This window comes from Geitlerinema sp. CS-897, from assembly GCF_028368005.1.
GTDB classification, from domain to species: Bacteria; Cyanobacteriota; Cyanobacteriia; order Cyanobacteriales; family Geitlerinemataceae; genus Baaleninema; species Baaleninema simplex.
Map to the genome: position 1 here is coordinate 1 of NZ_JAQNCQ010000379.1, position 24,663 is coordinate 24,663.

18 protein-coding genes and 1 pseudogene are annotated in these 24,663 nt (G+C 54.3%); 8 read left to right on the plus strand and 11 right to left on the minus strand.

Going from position 1 to position 24,663, the window contains the following annotated elements; translation table 11 throughout:
- The first annotated feature begins 192 nt into the window (after positions 1 to 192).
- Both mltG and POG22_RS24205 read left to right on the plus strand, forming a co-directional pair.
- On the plus strand, positions 193 to 1,248 hold the full coding sequence (gene mltG / locus POG22_RS24200) for an endolytic transglycosylase MltG (RefSeq protein WP_498907438.1): 1,056 nt from the start codon (positions 193 to 195) through the stop codon (positions 1,246 to 1,248).
- Positions 1,249 to 1,299: 51 nt separating this feature from the next.
- Positions 1,300 to 1,836 carry a YqeG family HAD IIIA-type phosphatase gene (locus tag POG22_RS24205; RefSeq protein WP_063717943.1) on the plus strand — a complete coding sequence of 179 codons (537 nt, stop codon included), beginning with the start codon at positions 1,300 to 1,302 and terminating at the stop codon, positions 1,834 to 1,836.
- A gap of 321 nt (positions 1,837 to 2,157) precedes the next feature.
- Here POG22_RS24205 and POG22_RS24210 read toward each other — a convergent pair.
- Positions 2,158 to 2,313 (minus strand): annotated as a pseudogene (locus POG22_RS24210) (IS701 family transposase); the annotation flags it as partial.
- 75 nt (positions 2,314 to 2,388) lie between these two features.
- Complete coding sequence (locus POG22_RS24215; RefSeq protein WP_063717944.1) at positions 2,389 to 3,309, minus strand: lysylphosphatidylglycerol synthase transmembrane domain-containing protein; 921 nt, start codon at positions 3,307 to 3,309, stop codon at positions 2,389 to 2,391.
- 83 nt (positions 3,310 to 3,392) lie between these two features.
- Between POG22_RS24215 and cofH the strand changes: the two genes are divergently transcribed.
- Together cofH and POG22_RS24225 are read left to right on the plus strand one after the other, a co-directional pair.
- Entirely contained in the window at positions 3,393 to 4,601 is a 1,209-nt protein-coding gene (gene cofH, locus POG22_RS24220; RefSeq protein ID WP_498907432.1) for a 7,8-didemethyl-8-hydroxy-5-deazariboflavin synthase subunit CofH, read from the plus strand.
- Between the two features lie 206 nt (positions 4,602 to 4,807).
- Positions 4,808 to 5,323, plus strand: a complete 516-nt coding sequence (locus tag POG22_RS24225; RefSeq protein ID WP_063717946.1) for a type II secretion system protein — start codon at positions 4,808 to 4,810, stop codon at positions 5,321 to 5,323.
- 18 nt (positions 5,324 to 5,341) lie between these two features.
- Here POG22_RS24225 and mgsA read toward each other — a convergent pair whose 3' ends face one another.
- The 9 genes from mgsA to POG22_RS24270 form a co-directional block, all read right to left on the minus strand.
- Positions 5,342 to 6,625, minus strand: coding sequence for a methylglyoxal synthase (gene mgsA / locus POG22_RS24230; protein ID WP_063717947.1), 1,284 nt, complete (start codon positions 6,623 to 6,625; stop codon positions 5,342 to 5,344).
- Positions 6,626 to 6,798: 173 nt separating this feature from the next.
- Positions 6,799 to 9,357 carry a glycogen/starch/alpha-glucan phosphorylase gene (locus POG22_RS24235; protein WP_498907433.1) on the minus strand — a complete coding sequence of 853 codons (2,559 nt, stop codon included), beginning with the start codon at positions 9,355 to 9,357 and terminating at the stop codon, positions 6,799 to 6,801.
- Between the two features lie 371 nt (positions 9,358 to 9,728).
- Complete coding sequence (locus POG22_RS24240) at positions 9,729 to 10,475, minus strand: cation diffusion facilitator family transporter (protein WP_498907434.1); 747 nt, start codon at positions 10,473 to 10,475, stop codon at positions 9,729 to 9,731.
- A 118-nt stretch (positions 10,476 to 10,593) separates the two neighbouring features.
- Positions 10,594 to 11,451 carry an SDH family Clp fold serine proteinase gene (locus POG22_RS24245; protein WP_063717950.1) on the minus strand — a complete coding sequence of 286 codons (858 nt, stop codon included), beginning with the start codon at positions 11,449 to 11,451 and terminating at the stop codon, positions 10,594 to 10,596.
- A 144-nt stretch (positions 11,452 to 11,595) separates the two neighbouring features.
- Positions 11,596 to 13,149, minus strand: coding sequence for a BamA/TamA family outer membrane protein (locus POG22_RS24250; protein WP_063717951.1), 1,554 nt, complete (start codon positions 13,147 to 13,149; stop codon positions 11,596 to 11,598).
- Between the two features lie 519 nt (positions 13,150 to 13,668).
- On the minus strand, positions 13,669 to 14,964 hold the full coding sequence (locus tag POG22_RS24255; RefSeq protein WP_498907435.1) for an RNA-guided endonuclease InsQ/TnpB family protein: 1,296 nt from the start codon (positions 14,962 to 14,964) through the stop codon (positions 13,669 to 13,671).
- Positions 14,965 to 15,130: 166 nt separating this feature from the next.
- On the minus strand, positions 15,131 to 15,460 hold the full coding sequence (locus POG22_RS24260) for a hypothetical protein (RefSeq protein WP_017663634.1): 330 nt from the start codon (positions 15,458 to 15,460) through the stop codon (positions 15,131 to 15,133).
- Positions 15,461 to 15,574: 114 nt separating this feature from the next.
- Positions 15,575 to 17,563 (minus strand): ABC transporter ATP-binding protein, encoded by a 1,989-nt coding sequence (locus POG22_RS24265; RefSeq protein WP_063715879.1) that lies wholly within the window; start codon positions 17,561 to 17,563, stop codon positions 15,575 to 15,577.
- 122 nt (positions 17,564 to 17,685) lie between these two features.
- Positions 17,686 to 19,059 (minus strand): gluconeogenesis factor YvcK family protein, encoded by a 1,374-nt coding sequence (locus POG22_RS24270; RefSeq protein ID WP_063715880.1) that lies wholly within the window; start codon positions 19,057 to 19,059, stop codon positions 17,686 to 17,688.
- 144 nt (positions 19,060 to 19,203) lie between these two features.
- Between POG22_RS24270 and POG22_RS24275 the strand changes: the two genes are divergently transcribed.
- The 4 genes from POG22_RS24275 (at position 19,204) to POG22_RS24290 (ending at position 24,627) form a co-directional block, all read left to right on the plus strand.
- Entirely contained in the window at positions 19,204 to 20,028 is an 825-nt protein-coding gene (locus tag POG22_RS24275) for an ABC transporter ATP-binding protein (protein WP_063715890.1), read from the plus strand.
- Positions 20,029 to 20,066: 38 nt separating this feature from the next.
- Complete coding sequence (locus POG22_RS24280; protein WP_498907436.1) at positions 20,067 to 21,374, plus strand: MlaD family protein; 1,308 nt, start codon at positions 20,067 to 20,069, stop codon at positions 21,372 to 21,374.
- A gap of 413 nt (positions 21,375 to 21,787) precedes the next feature.
- Positions 21,788 to 23,095, plus strand: coding sequence for an RNA-guided endonuclease IscB (iscB, locus tag POG22_RS24285; RefSeq protein WP_063715882.1), 1,308 nt, complete (start codon positions 21,788 to 21,790; stop codon positions 23,093 to 23,095).
- 53 nt (positions 23,096 to 23,148) lie between these two features.
- Positions 23,149 to 24,627: a SulP family inorganic anion transporter gene (locus POG22_RS24290; RefSeq protein ID WP_498907437.1), complete on the plus strand. Its 1,479-nt coding sequence runs from the start codon at positions 23,149 to 23,151 to the stop codon at positions 24,625 to 24,627.
- Positions 24,628 to 24,663: the final 36 nt, after the last annotated feature.

Genomic DNA, 24,663 nt, shown 5'->3' on the forward strand with positions numbered 1-24,663 from the left:
AGTCATCTGTAGCCGTGGGCAACGGCAAATCGAAAATGCCTGTGGAGTCGAGGCGACGGGGGATCGGGTCACTGATTCTAGTTGGCTGGCTGTGAAGCAGGAAATCTTTGGGGCGACCCAAGGAATCTCCCTGCATACCCATTAGGGTTGCTGGGAGAGGATGTCAATGAAACCTTCGAGATTAACACAGCCATCGTGAAACGGATTTGGACAGGCGCGTTCTATCTAGCGATTCCCGCTGCCCTGGCAGTTGGGGGATGGCAAGGTTGGTCTTGGTGGAGTTGGGCGAACGCACCAGTGACTTCTGAAGAGGATGCTGCCCCGGTGCAACTCGAAATTCCCACAGGAACTCCCGCCGGACAGATCGGACGGGATTTAGAAGAGTTAGGCATCGTGCGATCGGCGTCGGCTTGGAACCTCCGGGCCCGCTGGCTGCGCTGGCAGGAACCGTCGGGAGGGTTCCAGGCGGGAGTCTATCGGCTGTCACCGGGAGAACCGATGACAGATATTGCCGATCGCATCTGGAACGGCCAGGTGGTCGAGGAAAGCTTTACGATTCCCGAAGGCTGGTCTCGCCAAAATATGGCGGCTTACTTCGAGGAACGGGAATTTTTTTCGGCCCGGGCGTTTTTAGAGGCGACGACGGAAATTCCCCGAGATCGCTTTCCCTGGTTACCCGCCGACCTCCCCCACCTCGAAGGATTTCTCTTTCCCGATACGTATCAGCTTTCGAGTCGAGGGACGACTCCCGAAGCTGTGGTGACACAGATGCTATCGCAGTTCGAGGCAGTCGCCCTACCCTTGTACGAGGCTGCGGACAACCCACCGTTGGCGTTGACGCTGCGAGAGTGGGTGACGCTCAGTTCGATCGTCGAACGAGAAGCAGTGGTTCCTGAAGAACGACGAACGATCGCCGGAGTGTTTGTGGAACGGCTCGATCGCGGCATGAAGTTAGAAGCCGACCCAACGGTGGAATACGCCCTCGGTATCCAACAAACTGTCGATCGCCCGCTGACTTTAACTCAAGTGGCTGTCGATTCTCCTTATAACACCTATCTCAATTCGGGCTTGCCGCCAACACCCATCGCCAGTCCCGGTCAGGCCAGTCTGGCGGCGACCCTCGACCCGGAAGAGACAGAATATTTGTATTTCGTGGCGCGATACGATGGAACCCATCTGTTCAGTCGGACGCTGGCCGAACACGAAGCCGCCATCGATCGCGTGGAACGAGAACTCTCGACTCAATAACTCCGCTGCTTCTCCCTGCATATCACAGGGTTTTCACCAACATTACCGATCATGTCTTGGGGCAAACTGTTACAGCCAGATTTAGTTCTCGGTGGATCTGTTTTGGACTTGACGCCGGAACTTCTAGAAAAACACGATTTAAAAGGACTCGTCCTCGATGTGGACGAAACCCTCGTTCCGATAGGTCGCCCTCGCGCCTCGCAAGCGTTACACGATCGCATCGCCGAATTGCGTGAAGTCTCTCAGCTTTGGCTCGTGAGCAACAATACTAGCGAAACTCGCATCGGCGGAATTGCGAAATCGTTGGAATTGCCATACATTCACTTCGCCGCCAAACCTTTTCGCCGCAAGCTCTGGCGGGCTGTCTCGGCTATGGATTTGCCGGTGGCGCAGGTGGGTATGGTGGGCGATCGCCTGTTTACGGACGTTCTCGCGGGAAATCGTATGGGATTGTTTACGATCCTCGTCGAACCGATGGTGGATGCGGGGGAAGCCGTGCGCCGCTCTCCTGTACGATCGTTTGAAGTGTGGATCTCGCAGATTCTCGGAGCATCTTTAACTCCCGATCGCCGATCGAGCGATAGTTAATTAGTTAGTTATCGAGCGATTTATAAAATTTTACATAAGTACAGTAATCGCAAATTCTCGAAATATAAAGAAATTATTAGGAATACGAAAATCAATTTCACGATCTGGCATTCTATAGAGAGATTCAAAGAGGGTCAGCTTGATAAAGACCCTCGATCGTAAACGGGATCGATTAAATAAAGATCCTGAACGTTCAACGGGGTCGAATCTATAAAGACCCTGACTCATAATAAAACCCCCATAAAAACATGGAAATAGAGTGTTGTTTGAGCTGCGAAGACAAACAGCACTCTATTTCTGTTAGCGGGACTCAAACAAATTTTAAGCCCAAATAAAGAGGTCTTGATTCTCGCGCAGCCATGCCACAAAACGAAAAGACATGGCTGTCCGAAAAGTCTCTAAAGCCTCCACGAAAGTCTTTAAGGGTTGGTTTGCCCACTTCCTTCGTAAACCGCCCGTCAACTTCTGCCAAAGGATATTGACATTCCCCCCAACCCCCCTCTCCTTTGGGGGGCTAAGGGGGGATGTGGTGAAGACTTCTTGAAGCCCAGCTTATGGGCGGAATCGTCCGACGATTTGTTCGATCGCCACAGCCAACCCCGCCCCCGACACTTCAGTCAAAACACTCATCAGACGGTACAGAGCTACTGCGGCTAAGACGGTAACGGCGGGAAACTCCCCATTTAAAACAGCGACGGCCGTGGCTTCAAACACGCCGATTCCCCCCGGTGCGCCGGGAACCACCAACCCCAACAGCCACGCCAAACTAAACCCTCCGAACAAACGCGGCAGTTGGGTCGTTTCCCATGGAGCGATCGCCGTCCAGACCAGTAAAAACCCCAAACTGCGCAGCCCCACAAACCCCAACTCTCCCAGCAACGGACGTAACGGATAGCGGCGCATCCGACAGGGGACGGTGTCCGATAGCGATCCTTTGAGCTTGGCACGTTCGAGACGTTCGAGAACCGGATCGAGCAGTCGTGGGTGAACGCCGACGAGAACTGCAATAAACGCCGCGATCGACCACCCCGCGCGATCGCCGGGAATCACGAACGCCGCCAGCGGTAACGCCGACGCTGCCATCAACAACGCCTCCAACACCACGCTCGCCGTCGCCGCCACTGCCGACATTCCCACGTCCGCAGCTTCGCGAATCCGACCGTAAAAATGCCAGATATTCCCCGGTAGATACTTCGCCACGTTGGTTTTGAGAAAAACCCGCGTCGCCCACAGCATCGAGACCGGTTGGTCGAACTCCCGCAGAATCCACCCCCACACCCAACCCGACCAAGTATGCGCCAGCAGCGTGACGCCAAACGCCAAAGCGATCGAGATTCCACCGCGATCGCGCAATCGCACTTCGGCCACCTCTTGCCAGTGGCTTTTGAGAGTTTGCGCGAGAAAAAACAGCGTCGCCCCGAGAACGACCCAGCGCAAATAGGGTTTGAGACGAGAGAAGAGAGATTTCAGCATCGGGATACGGTGGCAACGGGCGGTGAAATCCGAACATTTTTGGCATAATCGATCGCAATACTGTACGAACTCGAACCCATCCCGTGACGACTGACACGACCTCGAAAACCCCCGGACTCGATCCCGTCGATGCGATTCTCGATCGCGCCCTTTCTGGCGCCGCCTTAACGGTTGAAGAGGGTGCGACGCTGCTGCAACAAACCGATCCCCGCGCGATCGCGGCAATTCGCGAGGCTGCCGACCGGCTCCGACAACAACAAGTCGGCGACACGGTAACCTACGTCGTCAACCGCAACATCAACTTTACCAACATCTGCGAACAGCATTGTAGCTTTTGTGCGTTTCGTCGCGACGAGGGTAAAGACGGGGCGTACTGGCTCGATATGGGGGCGATTTTGGAGAAAACGGCCGAGGCGGTTCGTCGCGGTGCTACCGAAATTTGTATGCAAGGGGGACTTCACCCCCAAGCCAAAGAAGCGGGTACGTCCTTAAAGTATTATGTTCGTTTGGTTCGCACCATCAAAGACGAATTTAGCGACCTGCACTTACACGCTTTTTCTCCTCAAGAAGTTCAGTTTATCGCTCGCGAAGATGGCGTGAGTTACGAAACCGTCATTGCTACGCTGCGGGATGCGGGAGTCGGTTCGATGCCGGGAACGGCGGCGGAAGTTCTCGACGATGCGGTGCGTCGCGTCATCTGTCCCGAGAAAATCGATACGGCGACCTGGCTGGAAATCGTCGAAACCGCTCACCGTCTGGGCGTCCCGACGACGAGTACCCTGTTGTCGGGGCATATCGAAACGCCGCAACAGCAAATCGAGCATTTGTTGACGTTGCGATCGCTTCAAGAGCGGGCGATCGATCGAAATTATCCCGCCCGCATCACTGAATTTATTCTGTTACCCTTCATCGGCCAAAATGCTCCCGCTCCCCTGCGACGCCGCGTCGGACGCGATCGCCCCGTTCTCGCCGAGGCTCTGTTACTGACGGCGATCGCGCGGTTGTGTTTGGGGCGCTGGATTCCCAACCACCAACCGAGTTGGGTGAAGTTGGAGTTATCGGGAGCGATCGAAGCGTTGAACTGGGGCTGTAACGATATCGGCGGAACGTTGATGGAGGAACACATCACGACCATGGCCGGCGCTCCAGGAGGAACCTGTATGGAACCGGAGACGTTGGAAAATGCCATTCGATCGCTCTCCCGTCCTCCCCAACAACGAGATACGTTGTACCGGGCGATCGCCCCTTCTGTAATTTCTCGGAAGACTGTTGAAAAAACAGTGGTTGGATAGGAAGGTGTTCCTGCCTCTCACAGTTTTAAAACGATGAATGCAAAACGATGAGTTTGGGGTCGCCACTGTTTGCCCGTCCGATCTAATTTTACGAAAAAATACGCAACCCCAAACGCGCGATCGATTGCGTATTTTTTCGGTTTTAAAAACTACCCCGATCTGGTAATTTCTTGACATCATTTTTCCATCCGATCGGGGTTGCATCTATGCTCGAACCCAACTCTCGAGTCCTGCATCGGAGAGCAGACGGTTTTACGTTAGTCGAAGGGTTAGTCGCCGTGGCGATCGTCGGTATTCTCACGGCGATCGCGGCACCGGGTTGGCTGGCCTTTGTCAACCGACAACGACTGATCGCCTCGAACGAAAGCGTCTACCTCGCCCTCCGTGATGCCCAAAGCCGCGCGACGGCGCATAAAGATGTCTGGCAAGTCAGTTTTCGCGAAGACGAAGGGCGCATCGAGTTTTCCGTTCATCCAGCCGATGGCGATCCTGCTTATTGGGACAGCTTATCGCCACGGATTCAGCTTGACGAAGACAACACGACGTTACGAGAGGTGAGGGGATGGCGTCGGGTTCGCTTCGACGAACGCGGCCGCACTCACGGACAACTCGGCCGCGTCACCCTCGTCAGTGGAGACGGCGATCGCCACAAACGATGTACCATCGTCTCGACGTTGTTAGGAGTGGTGCGGAAAGCGCGAGACGAACATTGCGATCGCTAACGGTCAGCGATTGAGATGCTACCAATTAAGGACGTTTCCCCGCGCCATCGGTGCGATGACGTTGAGTCCTTGGGGAATACATTCGACTTCTACCGGCGTCGTTCCGATAATTTCTCCATCGACAACCACTTTACGGGGGGGATCGGTAGTGACGCGAATGCGAGAGGCTCGCAAGCGGATAATATCGTCCCGTTGGGTTTCCGTTTTCAAAATCGCCGCCCCCACCATACTGGCTAAGGCATCGATGGACTGCAAGCGGTTTTTGGTCGCGCCGATGGTGACTTCGAGAAGCCCGTCGTCGGGGATCGTTTCGCCGAATCCCTGGGCTAAAATCGACGTGGGGGGGGCGAGGTTGGCGATCGTAATCGCCCCGGAGCGCAGGTTGCGGACTTCCCCTTCAATTTCGATTTCAGCGTCGAACTGCTGCGACTCGCCAAAGCTTTGAATGCCGCTGAGAATGTAAGCTAAAGGCCCCCATCGGTCTTTCATTTCGCGATCGGCGCGATCGACGATTTCCGCCTCGAACCCGATGCCCACTAACAAGATCGTCGTCATGCCGTTGCATTTGGCCGAGTCGATCGCTCGCTGACTGCCCGTGAGAATGGTTTTACAAGCCCCGCGCACGTTTTGCGGAATACCGAGGGCGCTGGCGAAGGCGTTAGCCGTTCCTCGGGGAACGACACCGAGCGGTACGTCCGTGCCGATGAGGGCGTCCGCCACAGCCGATACGGTTCCGTCTCCTCCCGAGGCGATGACGAGATCGCTTCCCGTTTCGACCGCAGCTCGGGCCAGCTCGCCAGGACTGCTATCAGGTTCGGTCACGCAGACGTTCAGGTGAATTTGAGATTCGAGCTGTTCGCGAATCGTGGCGAGATCGCGATCGGGATCGTTTTGTCCGGCCACCGGATTGAAAATCAAATGGGCGACGCGATGGGCGGCCAGTCGCGCGACCACGGCTTCGGCCGTCGCGAGGTTGGTGGCGATGGGAATGTTATGCACGTCGCACACCCGCAGCAGCGCGCGAATGTCGGGTTCGTGAGGTTGGGCATACAGGGGATCGATGAGGAAAATCACCGCTAGAACCTCTTCTGAGGTGACGCGAGCGGCGATTTGCGTGTCGCCCCCCATCGGGCCGGAGAGCATTCGTTCGACCTCGAGTCCGGTTTCCTCTCGAACGCGCTGGCCGGTGGTTCCCGTGGCGATGAGGTGATAGCGCGACAGAACTGACGATCGCTCTTGGACGAACGCGACCATCTGGTCTTTTTTGGAATCGTGGGCGATTAACGCGATAGTGGCTGGCACGTTTTTAGTGAAGAGTGGAGAGGGAAGCGTGTAGAGTGAAGACAAAAATTCCTTGCTTTTTTGTTTATCATATATCGTGCAAATAGTCAATTTATTTGAATTAAAAAATCTCCCGATATCATCGGAATATCGGGAGATTAAAATACTCGATTTCGCGTTAACTCAACACTCGATTAAGCGTTGGATTCACCGTTAATCGTATCGGCTTTTAACACAGCATCGTCTTGAGAATATGCTTCGAGTTCGATTTGGGTTGGTTTGACGCCCCAAATTTGGTCGCAATATTCGCCGATGGTGCGATCGCTCGAAAACTTACCCATGCGAGCGGCGTTGAGAATCGACATCCGCGTCCAATCGTCTACATTGCGATAGGCTTTGCTGACCTGTTCTTGACATTCAATATAAGACTGATAGTCCGCCAAGAGCATATAGGGATCGCGACCGAGCAAATCGTCCACGATCGGTTTGAAGCGATCGCGGTCTCCCGGCGAAAAATCACCTTTAGCAATGCGATCGATCGCCCAACGCAGCTCGATATTATTGTTGTAATACCTCATCGGATCGTAACCCTTGGCTTTGAGGTCGTACACTTCTTGCGCGGTCAGTCCGAACAAAAAGAAGTTTTCCTCGCCTGCTTCTTCGCGAATTTCGATATTCGCACCGTCGAGGGTTCCAATAGTGAGCGATCCGTTCATGGCAAACTTCATATTGCCCGTTCCCGACGCTTCTTTCCCCGCCGTCGAAATCTGCTCGGACAAATCCGCAGCCGGATAAATCCGCTGACCGAGAGACACGTTGAAATTGGGCAAAAAGACTACTTTCAACCGTCCGCGCACGTCGGGATCTTTATTCACCACTTCCGCCACGGCGTTGATGAGTTTGATGACGAGTTTCGCCATGAAATAGCCCGGTGCGGCTTTCCCGCCGAAAATAAACGTGCGCGGTACAACATCGATACTGGGATCGCGCTTGATACGGTTGTACAGTGTAATGATGTGAAGCACCGCCAGATGTTGGCGTTTGTATTCGTGAATCCGCTTGACCTGAATGTCGAACAGCGAATTAGCATCGACATCAATATTACGCGTGGCTTTGATGTACGCCGCCAAACGTTGCTTGTTAACGTGTTTGATTTCCCGCCAGCGTCGGCAGAATTCCGCATCGTCGATAAAGGATTCTAACTTGCGGGTTTCGTCTAAATTCTTCAGCCAGCCGTTGCCGATTTTGTCCGTAATTAACGACGCTAGTTCCGGGTTACTCAAGAGAATCCAGCGACGGGGGGTCACGCCGTTGGTTTTGTTGAAGAATTTTTCAGGCCAGAGGATCGCAAAGTCACGTAGGGTATCGCTTTTGAGCAGTTCCGTGTGTAACGCGGCCACCCCGTTGATGGCGTGAGACCCCACACAGGCTAAATGCGCCATGCGAACTTGTTTTTCATAGCCTTCTTCGATAATCGAGAGGCGAGCGGCGCGTTCGTCGTCACCGGGAAACCAGGTTCGCACGTCTTCGAGAAATCGGTGGTTAATTTCGTAAATTAACTCTAAATGGCGAGGAAGCAGACGCTCGAACAGTTTCACCGACCAGCGTTCGAGGGCTTCGGGAAGTAGGGTGTGGTTGGTGTAGGCGAAGGTTTGGTGGGTGATGTTCCACGCGGTATCCCAATCGAAACTGTGTTCGTCGAGCAACAGGCGCATGAGTTCGGCCACCGCCACGGCAGGATGGGTATCGTTGAGCTGGATGGCGAACCGTTCGTGGAAGTTGTCGAGGCTGGGTTGGGTTCGCAGGTGAATGCGAATCAGATCTTGCAGCGACGCCGACACGAAGAAGTATTGTTGCGCCAAACGCAGTTCTCGTCCCTGGGGGGTGTTGTCGTTGGGGTAGAGAACTTTGGAGATGGTTTCGGAGTCGATTTTTTCGGCGACGGCGCGATCGTAGTTTCCGGCGTTGAAGGCGTCGAAGTTAAACTCTTCGCTGGCTTCAGCTTTCCAGAGGCGCAGAGGGTTGACGGTGTTCGTGTCGTAGCCGGGAACGGGGGTGTCGTGGGGGATGCCGATGACGGTGCGATCGGGAATCCAACACACGCGGTAGTGACCTTTGGGGTCGTGGTACATTTCCGTATGACCGCCAAGTTTGACTTCGACCGTGTCTTCGGGGCGGGCAATTTCCCAGGGGTTGCCGAATCGCAGCCAGTTATCGGGGACTTCGACTTGCCACCCGTCTCGAATCATTTGATGGAAAATCCCGAATTCATAGCGGATACCGTAGCCGATGGCGGGAATTTCCAGGGTGGCGAGGGAGTCGAGGAAACAGGCGGCCAGACGTCCTAAACCACCGTTTCCGAGGCCGGGGTCTTCTTCTTGTTCGATGAGTTCGTCGAGGTCGAGGCCGGATTCTTCGACCACTTGACGGACTTTTTCGTCCAAACCCAGGTTGACGAGGTTGTTACCGAGATGTCGTCCCATGAGGAATTCGGCGGACAGGTAACAGACCACTTTTACGTTGTCTTCGCGGTAGGTGCGAGTGGTTTTGATGAAGCGATGGAGAAGCCGATCGCGCACCGTGTAGGCGAGGGCAAAGTAGTAGTCTTTGAGGGTGGCGATCGATTCGTCTTTTCCTTGTAGGTAGAAGAGATGGTCGGCAAACGCTCGTTTGAGGGTTTCCAAGCTCATGCCCGTGCGATCGTCTTCGATGCGGACTTGGGCGTTATCGGTAGAATAGATGACTTTATTCATAGTTGCGTTAGAGTTCGATCGACAATCGGGGATTTTTGGTGTGGGCGATGTTGCGCTCCCTGACGAGATCTGGGCAAATCGACACGAACGAGGCGAACGATTGATGGGTGTATTATACGAGCCGTTCGGATCGACGTGCCGATTGGCTTGAAACTCTTAAGAATTTCAAGGTTTCGAGTCTGAATAGTCCCAAATTTTAGAAACTAAATGACGAGCGCACTGTCACAATTATTGCTCTGGCACTCTCGAGCGGTTTTGATTTTTTAGCTATTTGACTGGTTAACGCATTTTCAGCTCGATGGCAAGCGATCGCTCGGGTATTCGATGGGTTCGGAGCGGCGATCGCGCCTTGAGTCGAGCGATCTCGAAATTCAACGGGTTGACGATCGCTCGAACCGCGAAGGTTTAGCGGTGTTTTGGGAAAGATGACTGACAAGGTCAGTTTTGCCGAGTTCCATCCATCCCGATGTCTCGAACCGATCTCGCCGCAACGCCTGCCAACTTTGTCGGATCGTGGGAACGGCACTGATGGCAACGAGAACGGATATACTCAGACCGACGGCGGTGTCCACCCAATGCCAGCCAAAGCAGTAAATGGCGATCGCCGCCACGATCGCTCCCACCGATCCCAAAATATCGGCGACGATATGTAAAAACGCCCCCCGTAAGTTCAAGTCTCGCTGGCTGTCGCGATGCAACAACGCCGCACTGATGCCGTTGACCGTCAATCCCAACACCGCCACGCCCAACATCGGCAAACTCAGAACCTCGGTCGGCGGTGCGTACCAGTGGTGCAAGGCTTCAACGGCGATAAGTCCCGCCATGACTAACAGGCTGAATCCGTTAACTAAGGCTGCCCAAATTTCCCGTTTTCCGGGGGCGAACGTCGGTCGTCGGACGTTCCAAGTCGCCCACAACGCCAAGGCCAACGCCAAGCCGTCGATCGCCATGTGACCGGAATCGGCCAGCAGAGACAGGCTGTGACTGAAGCGACTCGCGACCCATTCGAGAAGGGCAAACCCCAACGCCAAGGCGATCGCGACGGTCAGCGTGCGGCGTTTCGTCCGAGGCAACACGGGCAAACAACAGGTACAAATCGAAAAGAAATCGTTCCTCAAGGCGTGCGAACCTACCAACGCGACAACAGCCGAGCGATCGCGTCGATCGCCCCTCTCTTCTCGATCCCCGCCGCGATCGAAAAGTTCCGGACAGTCGCGGAGCGTCGAATCGATCGAACTACTGTCGTTGGCTTTCTTTCGGCAGCGAAGGACGCCCCTGATAGGGCATGGGAATGTACTGCACCGACGGCCGCCCCGTCATCGGTTGCGGGTACAGATCCATCAAACTATAAATTTCTGAGGGAAGCCCTGCCGTCACCGGCAATCCCAGATCTTCGGCTTCTTCGACTGAAATGGGGTAGTCGTGCGTCACCACCCCCGTCGTCAGGGTTTCGATAATGCGATCGATATTGGCCGGATCGACTTTTTGCTTGGGAAAGCTATCTTCGAGTAACGCCCGCACGAATTTCTGAACTTGGGCGATCGCCTTTCTCGCCATATCTGCCGTGACGAGGGTTCGATCGTCTACCGCCTCAATAGGTTTGTCGTCGAGAACCTTCAACACGCTGGCCGCCGCCACGTTGCCCAACTGGGGATCGACGGGGCCTAACACGGCATTTTCGTCCATGACGATTTCGTCGGCTGCCATCGCCAGCATCGTTCCGCCGCTCATCGCGTAGTGGGGAACGAATACGGTCACTTTAGCTCGGTGACGTACCAAGGCTCTGGCAATTTGTTCGGTGGCCAGTACCAATCCCCCCGGCGTATGCAAGATCAAATCGATGGGAACGTCGGGAGGCGTCAGGCGAATTGCCCGCAAGACTCGTTCGGAATCTTCGATGTTGATGAAGCGAGAAATGGGAATTCCCAACAAACTAATGGATTCTTGACGGTGAACCATCAAAATAACTCGACTGCCTCGCCGTTGCTCGAAACCTTGAATCGCCGCCAAGCGACGGGCTTCTACAATTCGTTTTTGGATAACCGGCTGAAGCGACGAGATAAAAATAAAGATTAAGAACAGGTTGAAGAACATAAATTTCTGAAGATGCTGCCAGTGGAGAGGCAGTTTTTCGGGTTTGGCTCGATTTTATCGCTTTCCCATGAGAAAGGGGCGATCGCCGACGCATCGCCCCTTGTCCTTCAGTGTGAGTGTTGGCCAGATTCGGCTATAGAATCGTTAGAACCACGGGCCGAAGCTGAAGTAAAACGCAAAGTCTCCGCGATCGCTGATTCCGGCGGTCACGCGAACGGTTTCGACAATGGGAACGATCGGAAAATCGACGTTTAAGAAGTGCAGTCCGACGCTGAACCCAAAACCGTCTCCGGGTTTGTCGCGAGCTTCGGCCGGTTCGCCGATAACGTCGCCTCCCGTTCCTAAGTCAGAAGCATACTGAATCGCCACCGCACCGCGCAGTTTCTCGAACAAGCCCTCGTCCCAAGACAGAATGGGAAAGCGGTATTCCACGCGCCCTTGAATAAAACTGGCGGCCGTTCCCACGTCCCCGGTGCTGAAGCCTCGCACGGAGTTAAAGCCCCCCAGCTCGAAGGCTTCATAGCCCGGAATTTCTCCGATCGTGGCACCGCCTTGAGCGCCCAAAATCAGCGTGTGGGGGCCGTCGTCGTCGAGGGAGATGTACTGAACGTACGCACCGCTGAGGCGGTTGAAATCGACGCTCGAATCTCCCACGGGAATCGACTGCTCGGTGCCAAACTGGAACAGATTGCCTCGAATGGGAAAGCCGTATTCGTCGCGAGTGGTATTGTCCTGTTGGGCGAAGAAACTCAACAACAACAGGTCGTCTTTACCGTCGTCGCTGACGGAGAGGCGGTTGCCATCTTCGTCTTCTGCGTAGAGGTTATCGGTAAACGCCCGGTTTTGAATGCGGATTTTTTGATAGCTGATACCCGGTATCAGGACAGTATCGCCATCGCTGCTGATGGGGATAAACACTTGTCCTTGAAAGCCGAGACGGTTGACCCAGGGTTCGTGTTCGTCGCCGATCGGAAGGTACACTTCCCTCACGTCGTCGTCGTCTTCGTCGCTGAGGAAGGCGTTTTGTCGGGTGTTGACGAATCCCCCCGTTAAGCTGTAACCCAGTCGGTACTCTTCGCCGACGAGGGCAGCTTGGGTATAGGTCAATTCAGCGCCAGCTAAGTATTCCCCGCCTTGTCCCGTAAAGACGAGCGATCGCCCTCCTTCGGTGCGGTAACCCAGTTGAACGCCCCCGAAGACGCCCCGCGCGCGATCGATTCCGAAGTCGCCTCCGACTAAGAAGCCGTAATTCAAGTTTTCGAGCAGTTCCGTATCGTACACGATCGGAGACTGGGGACGAATCGGTCCTGAAAACGACCGAATGACGGAAGGTGCGCTGAATTCAAAGAACAACCCCCCGGTCGTTCGCCCTCGTTGCGGTCTCGCCGACTCTTGGGCTACTGGTGCGCTGTCTTCGCGCTCTGGATCGAGCGTCTCTTCAACAACGGGTTCTTCGGCTTCGGAATTCGAGAGATTGAGAGCGTCGGCTCGACGAAGATCGTTCGGATTGGCGCCTTGCAACTCGAAAACACTCTCGAACTGTTTGTTCGTCAGTGTCGTACCGACCCGCAAGGAGGGTTTTAAATGGGTTTCGATAACTTTCGATTCGGTGGCCGCCTCGACTGGACTGGCTAGGGTTACGCCTAACGCAACGGCGAGATAACCCCAGACTGGCGGCGAATCGGATTGAATTTTCATGCGTTCACTCCCCTAACCGTAGTTAATATGGCTTGTAACGCTTTTTACGCGCCCGTGCTTCGCTACTACACCCACGATATTAACGGTTCTTCCCCAGTCGTGGTACAAATTGAAAGATTCATTGACATACTCCCCGGCGTGAACGCACGGGGATTCTCACAAAGTGATTCTTGATTCATCGACACCACTTACTGTTTCAAGTTGCCTATCAACAGCAGGGGTGGTAGTCTCCTCAAGCGTTCCTGGTTCCCCAGCAGTTTCCCAATGCCCTTGGGTACTGTGATTCCACTCAATACCTAGAACGTTCATCCCTTTCTTTTGACAAGCCAAGTTACCAAAAGTCTTCACCACAGAGGCACAGAGAACACAGAGAGGGACTTATCGGATTAAAAAAACAGTATTTGAAATTAAAATTTTGTATAAATAAAACCCCAAACTTCTTTAAGAAGCTAGGGTTAATGTGGTATTTAAGCTTATATTGACGTTCTCCCCCGCCTGAAGGCAGGGGGATTCATCGTTCTACGAGTCTCCGTTAGCTGACAGGATTTCTCCAACCAACCAAGAGGGAATCTCTCCCGATGCGTGAATTCGGGTGCGCCCCACCCTACTCAGCCCCAATTTAAGGATGTTTATCGCTGCGTTCGTGTCGCGGTCGGCAACAAAGCCACAATGGGGACAAACATGAGTTCGAGTCGATAGCGTTTTCTGCACTTTTTCCCCACAACTCGAACAGTTTTGACTGGTATTGTGAGGCGGTACGGCAATGGCTATCTTCCCGTATTTGTCGGCAAAGTATTCGAGCCAACGACGAAACAGTGTCCATCCCGCATCGCTAATCGATTTAGCTAGATGACGATTCTTGACTAGCCCTGCAACATTTAAGTCTTCGTAGGCCACCAAATCGTTAGATTGGATTAGGCGGAGTGCCACTCTTTTGACAAACTCTTCTCGCTGCCGACTTACTCTTAAATGTTTGCGAGCATATCGCTGTCTCGCTTTTCGATAGTTTTGCGACTGGGGTTGTCCTTTACGAAACTTCTTAGATTTTTGACGGTTGAGCCGATTGAGTTGCTTTTCGCTTTTTCGGTTGCCGTTCCGCAGGACGCAGGTTCCTGCGGCTGCGGCGACTTCGTAAAGTTGAGGGATTGGCTCGATATTTCCTTGGCTGTCTGCCAAAAAATACTTCAAGCCCACATCAATACCTACCGCTTTTTGAGAAGGGGTTAAAGGTTTGGACACCGTCAGTCTCGGATCGAGCTTGATGCAAAACTGAACGTAGTATCCATCGGCTCTTTTGAGAATCCTGACTCGTTTAATCTGCTCGGGGTGGTAATAATTTAAATCTCTCGAACCAATTAAACGCAAATGTCCGATACCCTTCTTGTCGGTGAAGACAATGTGCTTTCTGTCTTCTGAAAGTTTCCAACCCGAAACTTTATACTCGACTGAACGAGTATTCCTCTTGAATTGAGGATAACCTTCTCTTGGTGCGCGTTCCCTAGCGCCGTGCGACGGCGCGGGGTCGCACCGCTTCTTCCCTTTGACTTGGTTTTTACAGTTTTCGTAAAAACGAGTAATAGCTCTCAGGGTTCGCTCAACCGCCGTTTGACAAGCATGAGAGTTGAGTTCTTCGACGAATTTAAACTCTTTTCTCAGTCGTGTGTTGTACCGAAATAACTCAGTCTTACCCACACCCCGATTGTCCATCCAGTAACGCAAAACTTTATTGCGGACGAACTGAGTCGTCCGAATTGCTTCGTCGATGGCTTGGACTTGGTGAGGCTTTGGTTTAACTTTGTACTCGAGAACAAACACGACTTGATACTTATTGACCTAGTATCATTCTACTATAGCTAGGCTGAAGCCGCAACATCCCTCACCCCGCCCTGGAAGGACGGGGCTTGTTGGTGTCCCGGTCATCTTCTACACCGGCTCGGTCGTCGATCGCCATACAAGAACTCGAGGGTTTCGTTCTCCAAGCTTAATGGGCGATTAAATGAGATAGGCGATCGAAAACTTCTTGCAGACGCGATCGATCGGTATGACCCAACCCCATTTCGAGGAGGGACATTCCGAGTTCGACGGCGTCGTCCGCTTCGAGGATAAAATCGAGTTCTTCTGCACCGCAGGCCATATCCGACGTTCCAGATTGGGGTTGGACTTTAAATTCCAAATGAACTGAGGATTCGCCGGGATCGGGGGAGGTTTCGAGACGGGAAATGCGATCGCCCGTCACAGTCGTACTCGAAATATTACTGGTTAAGGTAATTGCGTGGGTTTTTAACGGATGGGTTGTGGCGCGAACAGTCATAACATCCTTCTCTCCTTACGCTCTTAACACCACCGTATAGCCAGTTAGTAATATTTGGTGAAATTTGTTAGGAATCTTTAACCTCCGACGAATGACTCGGAGGGTTTGCAGCCGTTACGACGATCGCGGAAACACCTCGACGGGATAGCCTTTAGGAATCGAGGCGATCAGTTGTTGCGTGTAAGCCTGCTGGGGTTCTCGGTACACGCGATCGGCCGCGCCGATTTCCTCAATTTTGCCGCGATTCATCACCATGATGCGATCGCTCATAAACTTCACCACGCTCAGATCGTGGGAAATAAAAATATACGTGAGTCCGAACTCCCCCTGAAGCTCCTTCAACAAATTCAACACCTGCGCCTGCACCGAAACGTCGAGTGCCGAAACCGACTCGTCGCAAATCACGAACTTCGGATTGAGTGCCAACGCCCGCGCGATACATATCCGCTGTCGCTGTCCTCCCGAAAACTCGTGTGGATAACGGTTCGTGAACTCGGGACTCAACCCCACCCGTTCCAACAACCACGCCGTACGTTCTCGCCGTTCCGTGTCGCTGCGTCCGAACCCGTGAATTTTCATCGGTTCCACGATCGCCGCACCCACCGTCATCCGAGGATTTAGAGAACTAAACGGATCTTGAAAAATTACCTGCATATTGCGACGCAAAAACCGCAACTGTTTCTGCGTCAACTGCGCGACGTTGCGTCCTTCAAACCAAATCTGGCCGCTGATGGGTTCGATGAGGCGCAGTAACGTACGGGCGAGGGTGGTTTTCCCGCAACCCGACTCGCCCACCAAGCCCAACGTTTCCCCCGGATATACCTGAAACGAAACCCCGTTGACGGCCATTGCGTAGCGTTGCGCCTGTCCGAACAAACCCCGAACCGGATAGCCCACTTGTAAATCTTTCACCTCTAACAAAGGGGATTGACGCTGGAGGTGAGCGAGTCGTTGCGCCATTTCCAAATCCGAAACGATCGCGTCTTTAGAAGTCGCAGGTGGGGAAGCCGGGGACGCCGTCCGTTCGGACGACAGACGTTCGACGTCCTGGGGATCGACGCGACGGGCTTCTCGAAGGTCCGATTCCGGCGACTCCGATTCCGGCGACGAGGCAGCCAGCGAGGTTCCGTCGATCGTTTGCCCGTTCGCTTCCATAAAATCCGCCACCGTCGGAAGATAGCGCAGGCGTCGTTCCGGCTGCGGGCGACAGGCGAGGAGTCCTTTCGTGTAGGGATGTTGGGGACGCGTAAACAGCTCGCGTACCGAGCCGGTTTCGACGATTTGTCCGCGATACATGACCGCCACCGTATCGGCAATTTCCGCGATGACCCCCAAATCGTGGGTGATAAAAATCATCGACATTTGATGGCGTTGGCGCAGTTCCCGCAATAGGTTGAGAATCGTCGCCTGAACCGTCACGTCGAGGGCGGTGGTGGGTTCGTCGGCGATGAGGAGAGCGGGATCGCAAGAAATCGCCATGGCGATCGTCACCCGTTGCAGTTGTCCCCCCGATAGTTGGTGGGGGTAACGATCGAGCAGAGCTTGCTTGCGCCGTTCGACGTGTTTGAGAACTTCCCGTTTTCCCGGTTTGTCCAGGGTTTGGCTCAATTCCTCGATCGCCTGTTCCCGCAGCGTATCCTCGTCGGGGAGAAGTTGCACTTCTTGCAAACGGGCGATCGCCTGTCGCTGCGCCTGTTCCTTCGTGACGTTTTGATGGAGTCGAATCGCCTCGATCAGTTGAAACCCGATGGTATAGACCGGATTGAGGGCGCTCATGGGTTCCTGAAAAATCGTGGCGATGCGTCCTCCCCGATACGATCGCAACTGCTTCGGCGACAGACGCAACAAATCGACCGACTGGCGATCGCTCGACTGAGGATCGTCAAACCAGATTTCACCGCCACCGATACGACCCGGAGGCGTCGGGATCAGTCCCATGACGGCCAGAGACGTAACTGATTTTCCCGATCCCGACTCGCCGACCAGGCCGAGGGTTTGACCGCGTTTGACTTGTAAGTCGATCCCGTCCACTGCTCGAACGAGTCGATCGTCAGTTTGAAAGTGAACCTGTAAGTTGCGAACGTCGAGGACGGTATCGTTCATGGGGGAATTGGAGGTCATACGATAGTGAAACAGTGACGGGGGGTCGGGAGACCGACAGCAATTCAAAGAAGCGATTAAAATTTCAGTATCGCAAACTCTTCCATCTTTATCAGCAATTTAGGTCACATCTTCTCACCCCATCGAACCCGCTTTTGACGCTCGAACCAACGCATTAAAACACGTGCTAACCGGGAACTATTGTGACGAACCGAACCAGAAGCCGGATCTTCAGACATGATATTGGCCAGGAAAATTTGGCGTCCGAGCCGTTCGACCACGTCGCGATCGAGATCCACGGGATGGGATTTTTTTTGAGCGTAGCGAATTAACGCCTGGGCTGAAGGCTGTTGGTTTTGGACGAGAACCGTCTCGAAAAGTTGGAGATCGCCGCAAGCGCGATCGATGGCTCGCACGTGATCGGAGACCGTATAGCCGTCCGTTTCCCCCGGTTCCGTCATGATGTTGCAGACGTAAATACAGGGAACGTTGCGTTTGGCGATCGCCCGGACGATGTCGGGAACCAAGAGGTTGGGGATAATGCTCGTATAGAGACTGCCCGGCCCGATGACGATCGCGTCGGCCTCGGCGATCGCGTCTAGCACGCGGGGCAGTGCGGGGGGACGTTCGGGCAGACAGCCGATTTCCGCGATTTTGCCGCGAGCTTCCGTAATGCTCGATTCTCCTTCAATGCGGCGTCCGTCCTCGAGCCGGGCCCAGAGGGTCACATCCGTTAGCGTCGCCGGAAGGACTTGTCCGCGCACGGCTAGCACGCGAGAACTCGCCGCGACGGCCTGCTCCAAATCGCCCGTAATTTCCGCCATTGCCGTGAGGAACAAATTACCGAAACTGTGGCCGCTCAAGCCGCTCCCTCCCCGAAAGCGATATTGAAACAGCTCCGTCAACAGGGTTTCCTCGTCGGCCAAGGCCGCTAAACAGTTGCGAATGTCTCCGGGGGGCAACATTCCGAAATCGCGGCGTAAGCGTCCCGAGGAGCCGCCGTCGTCGGCCACCGTCACCACGGCGGTAATGTTGGCACTATAGGCTTTGAGTCCTCGCAGCAACGTCGAAAGTCCCGTTCCGCCGCCGATGGCAACGATTTTCGGACCGCGATGAAGGCGTCGGCGTTGGATGAGAGCGTCGATCAGCTCGCCGTCGCTTTCGGGTTGCAGGGCGTCGCGAATCGATCCCATGCTGCGGGTTTGTCCCCAAAATACGAACAGAATCCCCGCTAACACGACCAAAGGACCGCTGATGTAATTCGGAATCAGGTTGGTAATGGTGCCGAGAAGACCTTTGGTGAATTGGAGCAGATAGAAAACCGGCGTGAGTTTCGTCCAAATCGCGACGCCCAAACCCACGAACAACACTCCCGTCGCGCTGAGCAGCAACCAGCGTTTGTAAGATAAGCCGGGAGAGAGCCATTTAAACCACTGTTTGGCACGGTAGGGAGTACGAGTGCGGGATTCCCGCTTAATATCCTTCAAAACTTGTTTCATCGCGAAATTTCGACGCTGCTGTAGAAGGGAGATCTCGTGACACCGAGGGGAGAAGGCGATCGGAGATCGAGATCGACCCGGATGTCGGCTCGATCGATATGGCAACATGATAGAGCAGTCGTGTTGGTGGACGAGGCGAGATCGATGGACGAGCGATCGAACGGCGATCGGGTAGATTGTCCTCACGAACCGATCGTGGAACTGAAGGGCGTGTCGAAGGCGTTTGGCGAGAACGTCATCCTCGATCGCGTAGATTTGACAGTCTATCGCGGTGAAGCCCTGGGAATTATCGGCCCCTCGGGGACGGGGAAATCGACGATCCTGCGGTTGATTGCGGGGTTGATGCCGCCAGACGAGGGAGAAATTTACGTTAAAGGTCAGCTCCGAAAAGGGCTGATCGAAGACGGTCGCGATCCCATCGGCATCGGTATGGTGTTTCAACAGGCGGCATTGTTCGACTCCCTGACCGTAGACGAAAACGTGGGGTTTTTACTGTACCAGCACTCGCGGCTGCCGCGTCAGCGTATTCGGGAATTGGTCGAAGACAGTTTAGAGCGGGTGGGACTGCCGGGAACGGCAGACTTGTACCCGTCGCAACTGTCCGGGGGAATGCGAAAGCGGGTCAGTTTCGCCCGAGCGATTATCGCCGATCCCGACGATCCGACCCATACCCCCGAGGTATTGTTGTACGACGAGCCGACGGCAGGACTCGATCCTATTGTTTCGACCGTTGTAGAGGATTTGATTCGCGATTTACACCGGGGAAACCGCTACTGTAGTTGTGGGACTTACGTGATGGTGACGCACCAAGACAGTACGATTCGTCGCACGACCGATCGCCTGCTTTTCCTGTATCGCGGTAAAGTACAGTGGGAAGGCAACGTTGACGAGTTAGATATGACGGACAATCCGTTAATTCGCCAGTTTCGTACTGGGAGCGTCAGCGGCCCGATTCGAGCGGCGGTGTAGTCGTCGGAAGGTTGACAGGAAGGCACGAGAGGCAATCTATGCGATCGCGAACGCTTCAAGAAGGCTCGTTAGGGCTGTTTGTGATTTTAGGATTGGGGTTGTTAGGCGTGCTGGTGTTGTGGCTGCGCGGCGTCAGTTTGGGACGGCGAACTTATCAGTTCGTCATCGAATTCGAGAACGTGGTGGGGATGCAAGCCGGGGCGCCCGTGCGCTATCGCGGCGTGACGGTGGGGCGATCGACTGAAATCGTTCCCGGTGCTAACGGGGTAGACGTCCACGTGGAAATTTCGTCGGCCGAGTTGAAAATTCTCCGTCCCCAGCGCATCGAAGCCAATCAGGGGGGGTTGATTGCAGAGACGACGATCGATCTGATTCCGCCCCCTCAGCCGATCGTCGATCCGGCATCTTTGGCGTCTCCCGTGTCGTCGGACTGTAATTCTGAGGCGATCGTGTGCGACGGCGATCGCTTACCGGGACGGGTCGGCATTAGTTTCGAGGAGTTGATGCGATCTTCGACACAGTTCACCCAAGCTTTCGCCGATCCCGAAATGGTGAGGAACCTACAGGCGTTGCTTGAAAGTACGACTCAGGCGACTGAGGAGATCGCACAACTGGCTCGGGATATGTCGGCGTTGAGCGAGTCGTTCCAAGACGAGATCGCAGTGCTGTCGGATTCGGCGTTGGCGACGACGCAAACCGTCGGACGCGTGGTCGAACAGTTTGGAGCGACAGCACAGGAGATGGAGCGGTTGACGCGAACGGCTAACGAATCCCTCGAAACCAACCGGGCGAGTTTGGTCTCGACTTTGGATAACGTCAATCGCTTGAGTTTGGAGTTAAATCGCGCAGCGGCGGAGTTGACGCCGTTGTTACAGCGCAGCGATCGCACCTTGGAACTGGCCAACGCGAACTTGAGCCGTTTGACGGAATCGCCGGTGTTGGCGGATCTCGAAACGTTGATGGCCAACGCGACGGTGTTGTCGGCCAACGCAGCGGCCGCATCGGCGAACTTGCGCGACTTGTCCGATGCTGTCAACGATCCCTCGACGATCGTGTTGTTGCAGCAAACGTTAGATTCGGCGCGATCGACCTTTCAAAACGTCGAAAAAATTACCTCGGATTTAGACGATTTAACGGGCGATCCGGCATTTCGGGAAAATTTACGGCGCATCGTCAATGGATTGAGCGGTTTGGTCTCGCTCACTGAAGAGTTAGAACGGGAAACTCAACTGGCTCGAACACTCGTTCCTGGGGAACTGTCGCCTCCGCGCGAACGCGACAGCGATACGAGACGGGTACAGCCTAAAGATGCAGAAAAATCCAGGCGATCGCACCGGGACTATTGAAACTTTGACAGTAACTCGCTGACTGCTCCATCGATCGGGGAAATCGTTGCGGTTTCCAGTGCGATCGCGATCGATTTCGCCATGACAAGCTGCCCATCGGGATAGTAGAGTGTGAACGATTGTTACAAGATTCGCACGTCTGGAGTGCGGCGTTTTGGATGGAGTGTCAACCACCCGACGCCGATCGAGCACGGGTACGGCGCGGGCTTGAAAAAGCCCGACAGTTGACCAGGCTAAGTCCTTTACAGACTCCGTTATCGAGGTCACGACACCGATAAGTTAGCCAGCTTGTTGCTCTGTCGTCGGTCGTTAAACAGCCCTACTCGGGTTAAGGCAGTGCGACCGACCTCACAAGCCTCGATAACCTTGCCGAGGCAAACGTTACGTCGCCTAAGCGACAGGAGTAGACAGAAATGTCTAATTTTGTTTTTGTACTCGATACGAAGCGACAGCCCCTCGCACCGTGTCATCCCGCACGGGCTAGGGAACTGTTAGCCAAGGGAAAAGCGGCAATTTACAGGCGCTATCCGTTCACCATCGTTTTAAATCGCGCTGTGGGCGACGTGCCGCCATCGTACCAACTCAAGATTGACCCCGGCTCCCAAACTACCGGACTCGCCCTCGTAAATCGCAGCCAGCTCGTTTGGGGTGCGGAATTGCAACACCGAGGCGCTCGCATTAAAGCGAAATTGGCAACCCGTCGCGTCTGTCGTCGGAATCGCCGGAACCGCAAGACGCGATATCGCAAGCCTCGGTTTCTCAACCGTACCCGCCCGAAGGGTTGGCTGACACCGTCTCTAAACCATCGCGTCGAAACCACGATGACGTGGGTGAACCGCTTGCGAAAACTTTGTCCGATTGTGTGCGTCTCTCAAGAACTCGTGCGGTTCGATACCCAAAAACTCCAGAACCCCGAAGTGAGTGGTATTGAGTACCAGCAGGGTGAATTGTTGGGCTATGAAGTGCGCGAATACGTGTTGCAAAAGTGGGGTCGAAAGTGCGTCTATTGCGGCGTTGAGAACGTGCCGTTAGAGGTCGAACACATCCAGCCCCAATCGAAGGGTGGAAGCGATCGCGTCTCCAATCTTACCTTGGCTTGCCGTCCGTGCAACCAGTCTAAGGGCAATCGCGACGTTCGAGAGTTTCTGTTGGAGAAACCCTCCGTTCTCGAGCGCATCTTGAGACAGGCAAAAACCCCGTTGAAAGATGCGGCGGCGGTCAACGCAACTCGGTGGCAACTGTACCAGCGATTGAAAGAGACGGGTTTGCCCGTCGAAGTCGGAACGGGCGGTTTAACCAAGTTCAACCGCACCCGATTGGGGTTGCCGAAAGCTCACTGGCTCGATGCCGCTTGTGTGGGAGAGACGCCATCGCTGCATTTAGCAACTGAAACTCCGATAGCGATCTTGAGCAAAGGTCACAGCACGAGATTTCGCACCCTCATCGACCGTTACGGATTCCCCCGCGCCGTGAGACAAACGAAGGCGCAAGTCAACGGCTTACAGGCAGGCGACATCGTGCGAGCGATCGTGCCGAACGGGAAATATCGCGGACAGTGGACGGGAGCGATCGCCGGAGTGCGAAAAAAACGCCCACCCGCCTTGCGTCCTTTTGGAAAAAAACAGATCGATTTAACCGCTCAAACACAAATCCAGATCGTTCACAAACAAGATGGCTATGAATACGACATTAATTCGTGCGGGCATTCCTCCCGACGCTGACCGCAAGCGGTACAGCGCGGGGACCCTGCCCACTTATAGCTGGTAAGAAATAAATGACCGTTGCGATCCGAAAAAATTGGTTTTCTAACCTACCTGCCGACTTGCTGGCGGGTGCTGTCGTGGCGTTAGCCTTAATTCCCGAGGCGATCGCCTTTTCGATTATTGCCGGTGTCGATCCCAAAGTTGGATTGTACGCCTCTTTTATCATGGCGGTAACGATCGCCTTTTTCGGCGGACGGCCGGGCATGATTTCGGCGGCGACGGGGGCGATGGCGTTGTTAATGGTAACGCTGGTACGCAACCACGGCGTCGAATATCTGTTAGCTACCACACTTCTGACGGGAATTCTGCAAATTGGTTGGGGTTTGTTAAAAGTCGGCAAATATATGCGTTTCGTGTCCAAAGCCGTAATGCTGGGATTCGTGAACGCGTTGGCAATTTTGATTTTCGACGCCCAACTTCCCCAACTGATCGACGTTCCGTGGGTTGTTTATCCGATGGTTCTCGGCGGCTTGGCGATTATTTACATTTTGCCGCGTTTCACGAAAGTGGTTCCGTCGCCGCTGGTGGCGATCGTCACCTTAACGGCGATCGCGGCGATCGCGGGTCTCGAAGTTCCCACCGTCGGCGATATGGGAGAACTCCCGACGACACTTCCGACCTTCGGCGTTCCCCAAGTTCCGCTCGATTGGGAAACCCTAACGATCGTGTTTCCCTATGCTTTACCCCTATCGATGGTGGGGTTGCTCGAATCGTTTTTAACGGCTAGCGTCATCGACGAACTGACCGACACCTCGAGCGACAAAAACCGAGAAGCAACCGGTCAAGGTATCGCTAACATTCTCGTGGGATTGTTCGGCGGGATGGCTGGATGTGCCATGATCGGCCAGTCTGTCATTAACGTAAAATCTGGCGGTCGGACGCGCCTGTCTACCCTCAGTGCCGGAATTTTTCTGTTGTTCTTTATTTTGGTACTGGGAACCTGGGTGCGACAAATTCCGATGGCAGCACTCGTCTCGGTGATGATTATGGTATCGATCGGAACCTTTAGCTGGTCGTCGATCGCCCATATCCATCGCCTCCCTCGCAGCGAAACGGCGACGATGGTGACAACAGTTGTAGTGACGATCGCGACCCATAACTTAGCCTGGGGTGTTTTGGCGGGTGTCGCGTTGAGTACGATCTTTTTCTCGCAGAAAATCGCTCAGTTGGTCTTTATCGATTCCGTGTCGAGTCCCAACAAAAACGAACGAATTTATAGCGTCGCCGGACAGATTTTCTTTGTTTCAGTCGAGCGGTTCGTACGAGCCTTCGATTTTAAAGAAGATCTCGATCTCGTGGCGATCGATCTCTCCCACGCTCACCTATGGGATCGCTCGGCGGTGGCCGCTGTCGATAAAGTCGTCTTAGGCTTCCGTCGTAACGGCGTCGAAGTCAAACTCATGGGGTTGAACGAAGCCAGTGCGACCCTCCTCGACCAACACGCCGTTTTCGATAAACCCGGAGCACTGCAAGATTTGAGCAATCACTGAGTTCGTAGAGTTAGTGTTTTGAGTCGGCGTGGGGGG